Annotated in this window: 9 protein-coding genes; all 9 read right to left on the minus strand. The window is 70.0% G+C overall.

Annotated elements, in window-relative coordinates:
- A partial coding sequence (locus tag G6026_RS08065) for a DEAD/DEAH box helicase (protein WP_241727982.1) occupies window positions 1–2,521 on the minus strand: 2,521 nt, incomplete at its 3' end.
- Entirely contained in the window at window positions 2,505–3,488 is a 984-nt protein-coding gene (gene tatC / locus G6026_RS08070; protein WP_241725920.1) for a twin-arginine translocase subunit TatC, read from the minus strand. The genes tatC and G6026_RS08065, both read right to left, overlap by 17 nt.
- 72 nt (window positions 3,489–3,560) lie before the next feature.
- The gene (tatA, locus tag G6026_RS08075) at window positions 3,561–3,998 is read right to left on the minus strand and encodes a Sec-independent protein translocase subunit TatA (protein ID WP_107756444.1); all 438 of its coding nucleotides are present in this window, start codon (window positions 3,996–3,998) and stop codon (window positions 3,561–3,563) included.
- Window positions 3,999–4,106: 108 nt separating this feature from the next.
- The gene (locus G6026_RS08080; RefSeq protein ID WP_182612871.1) at window positions 4,107–5,060 is read right to left on the minus strand and encodes a WYL domain-containing protein; all 954 of its coding nucleotides are present in this window, start codon (window positions 5,058–5,060) and stop codon (window positions 4,107–4,109) included.
- On the minus strand, window positions 5,057–6,025 hold the full coding sequence (locus G6026_RS08085; protein ID WP_107756446.1) for a WYL domain-containing protein: 969 nt from the start codon (window positions 6,023–6,025) through the stop codon (window positions 5,057–5,059). The genes G6026_RS08080 and G6026_RS08085 overlap by 4 nt, the downstream gene beginning before the upstream one ends.
- Before the next feature lie 10 nt (window positions 6,026–6,035).
- Window positions 6,036–7,442 (minus strand): Pup--protein ligase, encoded by a 1,407-nt coding sequence (pafA, locus tag G6026_RS08090; RefSeq protein ID WP_107756447.1) that lies wholly within the window; start codon window positions 7,440–7,442, stop codon window positions 6,036–6,038.
- 6 nt (window positions 7,443–7,448) lie between these two features.
- Window positions 7,449–7,625, minus strand: coding sequence for a ubiquitin-like protein Pup (locus G6026_RS08095; RefSeq protein ID WP_107756448.1), 177 nt, complete (start codon window positions 7,623–7,625; stop codon window positions 7,449–7,451).
- A 54-nt stretch (window positions 7,626–7,679) separates the two neighbouring features.
- On the minus strand, window positions 7,680–9,197 hold the full coding sequence (gene dop / locus G6026_RS08100) for a depupylase/deamidase Dop (protein WP_182612872.1): 1,518 nt from the start codon (window positions 9,195–9,197) through the stop codon (window positions 7,680–7,682).
- Window positions 9,194–10,651, minus strand: a 1,458-nt coding sequence (gene arc, locus G6026_RS08105) for a proteasome ATPase (protein ID WP_241727983.1), incomplete at its 5' end; no start/stop codon positions are given. The genes arc and dop, both read right to left, overlap by 4 nt.

Consider the following 10,651-nt stretch of genomic DNA (forward strand, 5'->3'; position numbering starts at 1 on the left):
CGGCGGTGAGTTCCACGCCCTCCTGCCAGGACGCGGCGAGGATCGACGAGAGCGCACCGCCCGACACCCAGTGGTGCAGGACCGGGGCGAGTCCGGCATCGAGATCGGGGGTCGGCGGCAACTGGTGGGACTTCTCGGCCGCCGTGACGTCCGCGGCGACGCGGTCGGTCTCGGCGAGGGCGGCGCGCAGCAGCTCGTCGGAGGGCTCGCGGACCGCCGACTCGCTACGGGGGTGGGCCACGACGGTGGTGATCACCGCGGCCAGCCCCGCCGGGTCGAGCCCTGACCACACCCCGCGCCGGAGACACTCCGCCACGAACAGGTCCTGCTCGGTGTGGATGCCCGCCAGTAGGCGGCCGGCCTCCGTGGCACGGACCTCCCCCTCGTGCTTCTCCAGGTAGCCGAGGTGGTCGAGCAGGTCGACGATCCTGCGGAACCGGCGGGCCAGGGAGTCGGAATCCTCCTCCACCTCCGCGGTGAGCGTGTCCACGTCCGCCGCGGCTCGTGCCCAGCGTTCGTGGAGACGGGCCAGCCTGTCGATCCGGGGATCCTCGTGCAGGGGGTGCTGGCGCAGGGCCCGGCGCGTGGCCGCGAGTCGCGGGTCCTTTCGGACGGACTTGCCCCCGGCGTTCTTCATCCGGCCTCTGGCCTTGCCGCGCAGCCCCTCCATCCGCTGGACGAGTGCCCGTTTGGCCCGTCCGTCGAGTTTCCGGCGACCGCGTGGCAGGTCGACCCTCCCCACCGGCACGGGGGGCGCCGCGAAGTCCTGCTGGCGCAGCCAGCCGGTCCAGCCGGAATCGGTCAGACACAACAGGGCCGGGTCGGAGGGGATGTCGGTGCGCACCTGGAGCACCGTGGCGACCATGCCGAACCGCTTGCGGCCGACGGTGATCACGGAACCCGCGGTCTGCTTGAGCATCGCCGCGCGCACGGATTCCAGCCGGTCGTCGCGGGTGGCCTTCTCGGTGGATTTCTCGAGCCGACTCAGGTCCGCGCGCAGCGACATGTACTCGTCGAGCTGGGAGTCGCCGCCGGCCTCCTCCAGGTCCGCACGGATCCGGTCCCGCTCGTCCGTCCTGCGTTCGACCGCCCGTGACCGGGACACCAGCGTGCGGTCGGTCTGGAACTGGGCGAACGACCTGCCGATGAGGGATGTCGCCTCCGCCACGCCGAGTTGTTCCACGAGGTTGACGGCCATGGAGTAGTCCGGGGTGAACGCACTGAGCAGGGGGAAGCGTGGGGTGTCCACGAGAGCGGACAGCGCGTCCAGGTCGAGATCCTGTTGGTCCAGCACCACCGCGGTGCCCTTGGTGTCGATCCCCCTCCTGCCGGCGCGGCCGGTGATCTGGGAGTACTCGGCGGAGGTGAGCATCGCATGGGTGTCGCCGTTGAACTTGGTGGTCTTCTCCAGGACGACCGCCCGGGCCGGCATGTGGATGCCCAGGGCGAGGGTCTCCGTGGCGAACACGACCTTGATCAGACCGGCCGAGAACAACTCCTCCACGACGGTCCGGAACAGCGGGAGCATGCCCGCGTGGTGGGCGGCGATGCCACTGATCAGTCCGGCCCTGAAGGCGGCGAAGTCGAGGGCGTCCAGGTCGTGCCGGGGAACCTGCGCACACGCGGCGTCGACGTGCGCGGCGATCCGTCGCGACTCCTCCCCCGTGGTCAGCCGCAACCGGGCCCGGCGCATCTGGGAGACCGCTCCGTCGCACCCGGCCCGGGAGAACACGAAGTAGATCGCGGGCAGCAGATGGTCGTCGTCGAGCTTCTCGATCACGTCCTGACGTCGCGCCCACTGGGCCCGGGGTCGGGCCGCCACCCGTTCGTCGTGATACCCGCCCCGGCTGCGCCGTCGATGGTCGGCGGCGGCCCGGACGGGGACCAGGTCACCGTCCGTGTAGAGCATGTGCGCGAGGGGAACGGGCCTCACGTCGGAGAGCACCACCGCGGTGTCGCCGCGGATCTCGGTGATCCAGTCCCCGAGTTCCTCGGTGTTGCTCAACGTCGCCGACAGGCCCACGAGTCGGACCAACGGGTCGAGGGTCAGGATGATCTCCTCCCAGACCACGCCTCGCGACCGGTCCCCGAGGTAGTGGATCTCGTCCATCACCACGCAGTCCAGGTCGTGCAGGGCGGAGGACCCGGAGTAGATCATGTTCCGCAGGACCTCGGTGGTCATCACCACCACCGGGGCGTCGGCGTCGATGGAGTGATCCCCGGTGAGCAACCCCACGTTCTCGGGCCCGAAGCGGTGCCGGAACTGACGGAACTTCTGGTTGCTCAGTGCCTTGACGGGCGTGGTGTAGAAGCACCGGCCGCCGCCGGCAAGGGCCCGGTGGGCCGCGTACTCCCCGATGAGCGTCTTGCCCGACCCGGTGGGCGCCGAGACGAGGAGATTGCGGCCGGCGTCGAGCGCGGAGAAGGCCTCGATCTGGAACGGGTCCGGATCGAAACCCTCCGTCTGGAGGAACGACTCGAGCAGGGAGCCCGCGTCGTGCGGCTCAGAGCGTGTCGTCATACATCGCCCCACCCGAGGGTGCCTGGAGGGGCCGTGCACCGCTGACCGGCTCGGGCGCGGCGAGCGGGCCGGTGGAACGGACCTCCCCGGAACCGTCGAGGCGCTCGGACGGACCCAGCGGTAAGGCGGACTCGTCGTCGACGTCGAGCCATTCCTCGCGGGCCCTGCTCTTGCGCTTGTCGTGGATGCGGGCGAACTGGATGGACATTTCCACCAACACGCACACCGCCGCGGCGAGCGCCAGCATCGAGAACGGATCCTGACCGGGCGAGGCGACGGCGGCGAAGACGAAGATCCCCATGATGATCCCGCGCCGCGACCTGGCGAGCACCTCGTACCTGAGTACACCGGCGACGTTGAGCATCGCGATGAGCAGCGGGATCTCGAAGCTCACCCCGAAGATGAGGATCAGCTGGATGAGGAAGGAGAAGTACTGCGTGCCCGACAGGGCCGTGGTCTGGACGTTGTCGCCGATGGAGAGCAGGAACTCGAGGGCGAAGACGATCACGACGTAGGCCAGGACCGCCCCGCCGATGAACAGGATGGCGGCGAGTACGGTGAACGCGATTCCGTAGCGCTTCTCGTTCTTGTGCAGGCCCGGCGTGATGAAGGCCCACAGCTGGTAGAGCCAGACCGGGCTGGCCAACACGATCCCGGCGGTGGCGGCCACCTTGAGACGGAGCATGAACTGCTCGAAGGGGCCGGTCGCGAGGAGCCGACACTGGTCGTCCGCGTCACCCAGTTGTAGGCGTGCGCCGGGTGGGATGTCGCAGTAGGGGCCGGTGAGGATCTCACCCAGCGAGGGGACGCCGAAGAATCCGCTGCCGTACCACCAGAACCCGAAGCCCAGCGTCACCACGATCGCCGCGAGGGCGATGAGCAGTCGCTTGCGCAGCTCGTAGATGTGCTCGATGAGCGGCATCGTGCCGTCGGGGTTCCGGGGCCGGCGCTTGCGCCTGGACAACATCCGACCGGCGCCGCCCCCGGGGGTGGCGCCGGTCTTCTGGGGTCCTGTCTGCGTCATCTGTGGGGATACCTGCTACCGCTGGGTGCCGGTTCCGCCGTCGTACGGGCCGGTGGGGTCGACGTGCTGTGGCGATTGCTGGTGCTGCTGACCCTGCTGCGGCGTCTGCGGGTACTGCTGCCCCGTCTGCGGCGGGTGCTGGTACTGCTGCTGGGACTGGCCCTGCTGCTGGTACGGCTGCTGCGGAGCCTGCGGGTAGCCCTGAGCTTGATGCTGCGCCTGCGTGGGGTGCGCCTGCGGCTGGACGTACTGCGCGGCGTTCGGCTGACCCGCCTGGGTGAGCGCTTCCGGCTCGGCAGGCTTGTCGTCGTTCTGCATCTCCTTGATCTCCGATTTGAAGATCCGCATCGACCGCCCGAGGCCGCGAGCGGCGTCGGGGAGCTTCTTGGAGCCGAAGAGGAGCAGCACCACCGCGAGAACGATGAGCCAGTGCCAGATGCTCAACGCACCCATGTCTACCTCCGATTGTGTGACAACACGGCCATGCTAACGCACCCACGCCGACAGCCGGAGGCGCGGTCCCCCCCTTCGAATGCGGTGACCAGCGGGTTCACGCGGTTTTCACGGCGAGGACACCGAGTCGTCGCGGGCCTCGTAGAGCGCGAGCCCGGCGATGGCCCGGTCGGCGATCTCCGCGGCCAGTCCGGGGTCGGACGGCGTCACGACGTCGGCGTGTCCGAGCAGGAACCTGACCAGCCACGTCCGGTCGTGATAGGCGATCGAGACGTCGAGATCGCCGTCCGGGCGCCGGACCACGTCGTGGAACCCGAACTCGTCGAGGAACCACGCGGCCGCCGCGGGGACGACGGCGCGTTCCAGGAGGACGCCCGCCCCGCCGTCCTGGGGTTCCGGCCCGAGCGACCGGCGCGGTCCGACCTCTTCGACCCCGCTCATCCGGTCGGTGCGGAAGGTCCTCCACTGCCCGGTCCCGCGGTCGACCCCGTGGACGTAGGAGTGCCCGTCGGACACGGAGAGCCGAGCGGGATCGACCACTCTGGTGGTCGAGGTGTCCGAGCTGGCCGAGTGGTAGACGAATCGCAGTGCGCGTCCGTCGTGGACGGCGGTGCGGACCACATCGGCGTCCGGCGGGGTGTCGGGGCGGGAGGGCTCCTCCGCCCGGGCCTCGACGCCGGCCGCGGTCCGGAGGGTCCGCAGCAGATCACGCAGGGCGGTCTGGTCGACCACCTCGGGATGATCGAGGAAGATCGCGAGTCCGGTCTCCAGGGTGACGGCCTCGGCCGCGGTGAGCCGGACGGGACGATCGATCCCGGCGGTGAACGTCACCTCGACCAGTTCGGCGTCGTCCAGGTCCTCCGAGGAGAAGGCGAGGTCGATGAGGTCACCCGGCCCGTAGCCGGGTAGACCGCAGGACCACAGCTGCCAGAGCGCGTCCCGCAGTTGTTGCTCCGTCATGCCGAGATCCCGCGCGGCCTCGTCCACGCGCACCGCGCCCCGGGTGTGGAAGTACGGGACCACGCTGAGCAGCGTCGCCAGTGGGACGGCACGGGAGGTCATCGGTCGGCCTCCTCGGCGGCGGAGAGGATCGTCAGGACTCGATCGCGGAGTCCGGCGGGCCGGAGGGCCACGGCGTCGGCGCCCTGGGATGCCACCATCGACGCCAGCTCACCGAGCGGAGCACACACCTCCAGGTCCGCTCCCCCACGCCCGAACCGGTCGGCAGATGCGGCGTCGCGGGCCATCGCACGGAGTTCGGCGGCGTGGCCGTCCGCCGCCCACACGGTGGCCTCGACCACCGGGTTCAGGCGGGAGATGGCGTCGTCGAGAAGCGCCAGCACCTCGGAGGTCCGTGGAACCGGGACGGTCCGGCCGGCCTGGCCCACCCGGACGTCCGAGACCCTCACCAGGCGGAAGGTGCGGGGTTCGCCGCGATCGAGGTCGTGACCGACCACGTACCAGTGTCCCTGTCGGGACCCGGTCCACCACGGTTCGATCCTCCGGGCGCTCGGTGCCGTCGCCCCTGCAGGGGTGTGCGAGAACGTGAGGAGCCGGCCCTCCGCGACCGCCTCCGCGACGACGGCGGCAACCGCGAGTTCGGCCGGGTCCTCCACCGTCACGGTCGCACCGGCGTCGTGCACCGGGTCGATACCCGCGGCAGTGAGCTTGGCCAGAGCCCCGTCGGCCCGGGCGGCCCGCTCGCCCTCGCGCCACACCTCGGAGGCCACGGCCAGCACCCCGGCCTGTTCGGGGGTGAGGGTGATCTCGGGGAGCTCGTATCCACCGGCGGGGATCCGGTAGCCGGCCGGGGACCCCGGCGCCAGCGAGGCTCCCTGTTCGAGGGGGACGCCCACCTCGCGGAGTTCCCGCTTGTCCCGCTCGAACATCCTCAGATATGCGGCCTCGTTCTCGCAGTCGTCGTAACCCTGGACCATCCTGCGGATCTCCCCCGCGGACAGGAAGGCGTTGGTCGACCTCAGACAGATGACGAGGTTGACCAGCCGTTGGGACTTGGAGGTGGGCACGGGCAGGACGCTATCGGCCGAGCGCGGCGATCAGGCCGTCGACACGCGGGTCCTCGGCGGTGAACGGGTCCGTGAGCGCGACCGTGGGCAGGGTGCCGTCGGCGACCTTGAGATGCACCCAGTCCACGGTGTAGTCCCGCCGGGCCGCGGTGGCGGCGGAGATGAAGCGGCCACGCAGCGCCGCCCGGGTGGTCTCCGGCGCGATCCGCCGGGCCCGTTCGATCTCCGGGTCGCTCACCACCCGCGAGACCAGACCACGGCGTTCGAGCACGGAGTGCAGCCCGCGTCCCGGCCGGATGTCGTGGTAGGTCAGGTCGATCTGTGCCAACCGCGGGTGATCCAGGTCGACCCCCGTCCTGCCCTGGACCTGTCGGATGAGCCGCAGCTTCGCGGCCCAGTCGATGTCACCGGCGATCGCGTCGTGGTCGCCGGACTCGATCGCGTCGAGGACCCGCTCCCACAGGGTCACGCACCTCTCCACGACGGGGCGGTCGTCGCGCTCCCACCCGCCATGACCGAGGTGGCGGTGGACCGCGGCCAGGAACTCCCGCTGGATCTCCAGGGCGGTCATCGTGGTGCCGTCGGTGAGGGTGACCGGCCGGGTCCCGGTGAGGTCGCGGCTGATCTCCCTGATCGCGCGGACGGGGTGGGCGATCGCCATCGGGCGCAACGGGACGCCGGCCTCGAGCGTCTCCAACACCAGTCGGGTGCTGGCGACCTTGAGCAGGGTCGTGGTCTCGATCATGTTGGAATCGCCCACGATGACGTGCATACGCCTGAACCGGGTCGAGTCAGCGTGGGGCTCGTCGCGGGTGTTGATGAGGGGGCGCGATCGGGTGGTGGCCGACGAGACACCGTCCCACATGTGCTCGGCCCGCTGGGAGAAGCAGAAGGTGGTCTCCCCGTCCTCGGCGGTGCCCACGCCCGCCGGGGTCCCGGGCAGGATCTTGCCGGCGCCGCAGATGAGCTGCCGGCTCACCAGGAACGGCAGCAGCGTCGTGGCCATGCTCCGGACCTGGGTCGACCGGTCGAGGAGGTAGTTCTCGTGCGAGCCGTAGGAGTTGCCCGCGGTGTCGGTGTTGTTCTTGTACAGGTAGACCTTGGCGTCGATGCCCTCGGCCGCGAGCGACTGTTCGGCGTGGACGGCGAGGTCGTCGATGATCCGCTCCCCCGCCCTGTCGTGGGCGACGATCTGCTCCAGACCGTCGCACTCCGCGGTCGCGTACTCGGGATGGGAACCCACGTCCAGATAGAGGCGGGATCCGTTCTCGAGGAACACGTTCGAACTGCGCCAGCGTTCGACGACGGGACGGAAGAAGTAGCGGGCGATCTCGTCGGGCCCGAGCGAGCGCGAACCCTCGCCACCGACGCTGGTGATCCCGAACTCCGTCTCGATCCCGACGATGCGGCGGATCATGGCGGCCTACTGCCCGCCCTTCTGGACGTAGGACTTCACGAACTCCTCGGCGTTGGTCTCGAGGATGTCGTCGATCTCGTCGAGCAGTGAGTCGGCGGACGAGGTCTGCGCGGTCGCGGCGACCTGCCCGGCCTCGTCGTCCGGCTCGCCTGCGCCGCCGGCGTTCTTCTGGATCTGGGACATCGGGTGGTTCTCCTGTCGTGGTGTGGACGGGACGGGGCCGTGTGAGCGGGATGCTCAGCGGAGCAGCGGGCCGTCGGGGCTGAGGAACTCCGGGTGCGCGTCGCAGTGGGCGCGGGTCCCGGTATACGGGTCGGCGAGGTCCACGTGGCGGTGGTCGCCGCGGGAATCGACGACGACGACGTGGTCCCACCCCGCGGCGTGGACGCGCTCACCGAGCAGGGCCAGGAAGCGCCCCCGGGCCCAGGCCCGCGTGGACTCGGGAGGGGTGGTCACCGCGGCCTCGACGCGGGCCTCGGTGACCATCCTGCGCATGGCACCCTTGCCCACCAGGCGGTTGTAGAGTCCCCGCTCCGGGTCGATGTCGTGGTACTGGACGTCGATGAGGGCCAGGCGTGCGTGGTCCCATCCCAGGGTGTCGCGTGCCCTGAACCCCTCCAGGAGGCGGAGTTTGGCCGGCCAGTCCAGCCGATCGGCGCACGACATGGGGTCCCGCTCGAGTGCGTCGAGGATCTCCCGCCATTCGGCCAGGACCTCGACGGCCCACCCCGGGCGCCCCGTGCCGTCGCCGACCAGGTCCGACACGCGGCCGAGGATCTCGCGCTGGAGGCCGATCCCCGTGAGCGCCAGGCCGTCGGGCAGTGCGACGGTGGCGGTGAGGGACGGGTCGTGGCTGATGGTGTGTACCGCCTCGACGGGGTCGACCGGGACCAGGTCCGACAGGTCGATCCCCGCCTCGATCGCGTCCAGGACCAGGCAGGTGGTGCCGATCTTCAGGTACGTCGCGAGCTCGGCCATGTTGGCGTCGCCGAGGATCACGTGGAGGCGGCGCCACGTCTCGTCCGGGGCGTGCGGTTCGTCGCGGGTGTTGATGATCCCGCGGCGCAGAGTGGTCTCCAGACCGGTGAACACCTCGATGTAGTCGGCGCGTTGGGAGATCTGGAAACCGGGCTCCTCCCCGGATTGACCTATGCCGACCCGCCCGGCACCGCAGAACACCTGGCGGGAGACCAGATGGGGCGCCAGGCTCATCGAGAGCTCGTCGAAGTCGACCTCGCGACGCACGAGGTAGTTCTCGTGGGCGCCGTAGGACGCGCCCTTGCCGTCGACGTTGTTCTTGTAGAGCTTGAGCTCGGCGTTGCCGTCGACGGCGGACGACTCACTACCGGCCCGGTGCATGATCCGCTCCCCCGCCTTGTCCCAGATCACCGCGTCGATCGGGGAATCGACCTCGGGAGAGGAGTATTCGGGGTGTGCGTGGTCGACGTAGAAGCGCGCGCCGTTGGTGAGCACCCGGTTGCTCACCCCGAACTCGCTCGGATCGTAGGCGCGGGCGGAGCCGAGATCGAAGCCGCGGGCGTCGCGTAGGGGCGATTCGGACCCGTAGTCCCACCGGGTCGCATCGGCGGTCCCGGCGACCTCGCCCGGGTCGGTGTACGCCTTGACCACCTGGGTCGAGGTGACCACCGAGCTGAGCAGCGGCTGACCCACGGCGACGATGCCGAACTCGATCTCGGTCCCGATCACCCGGCCTCTCGCGACCTCGTCGGACTCGTCCCGCCCGGTCGGGGTCACCGCTCGTCCTCCCTGTGCGGCACGATGACCTCGACCACGCGTTCTCCCCGGACTCCCGCGAGACGCGCCCATTCCTGCGGGTTGGAGGTGTTGGGCAGATCGGTGTTCTCCGCGAACTCCGCGTCGACGGCGTCCAGGAAATCGTCGGTCGTCAGACCCTGTCCGGTGCCGTGCACGATGTCCTTGATCGCGATTTTCTTGGCCCGGTCCACGATGTTGCGCAGCATCGCCCCGGAGGTCAGATCCGCGAGATGGAGGGACGACCGTCGGCCGGACGCGTGGACCAGATGCACGTAGGTGGTCGACTCGTCCCTGGTGTAGAGACGGTCGACGATCCGGGTGATGAGGCCGCGGACATGCTCCTCGCCGCCCGCGGAACCGACCTCGTCCGGATCGAACCGTAGATCCGGCGTGATGTACTTGGCGAGGATGTCGGCCGCGGCGTCGGCGTCCGGGCGGTCGATCCGGATCTTGAGATCGAGTCGGCCCGGGCGCAGGATCGCCGGGTCGATCATGTCCTCCCGGTTGGAGGCGCCGATCACGATGACGTTGCGCAGGTCCTCCACCCCGTCGATCTCGGCGAGGAGCTGAGGGACGATCGTGGTCTCCATGTCGGAGGAGATGCCCGACCCGCGGGTGCGGAAGATGGAGTCCATCTCGTCGAAGAACACGATCACCGGGTTGCCCTCGGTCGCCTTCTCCCGAGCCCGCTCGAAGATCGACCGGATGTGCCGCTCGGTCTCGCCCACGTACTTGTTGAGCAGTTCCGGACCCTTGATGGAGAGGAAGTAGGAGTTGGGGTACCGGCCATCGCTGGTGTCCTCCCCCCGCGACGTCGCCGAGGCCAGCGCCAACGAGTGCGCGACCGCCTTCGCGATCAGGGTCTTGCCGCACCCGGGAGGGCCGTAGAGCAGCACCCCCTTCGGCGGGGCGAGATGGAACTCGCGGTAGAGCTCATGGTGGACGAAGGGCAGTTCGATGGCATCGCGGATCTGCTCGATCTGTGCGCCGAGACCGCCGATGTCGGAGTACTCGACCATCGGGATCTCCTCGAGCAGGAGCTCGTCGACCTCGGCCTTGGGCACGACCTCGAACGCCACGGCGGCCTTGGGGTCCACCAGGACCGCGTCGCCCGGGCGCACCGGCGCCGGGTGGGCGGCGGTGCGCCCTCCGCGCAACCCGGACGCCAGATGGACGACGTGCTCCTCGTCGTTGCCCATCACCACGCGGGCCCGCACCCCGTCGGCCAGCACGTCCCGGAAGACCGCGGTGACGCCGGTGACGGGGAGGCCTGTGCAGGCCTCGATGACGGTCATCGCTTCGTTCAGGCGGACGGTGACGCCCGCCGCGAGCACGGAGGGGTCGACCCCGGGCGCCAGGGTCAGACGCATCCGCCGACCGGCCGCCATGACCTCCGCGGTATCGGCGTCCACGGGGTCCTGCAGCACGATTCC

The sequence above is a fragment of the Dietzia sp. DQ11-38-2 genome, assembly GCF_014145055.1.
Classification (GTDB): domain Bacteria; phylum Actinomycetota; class Actinomycetes; order Mycobacteriales; family Mycobacteriaceae; genus Dietzia.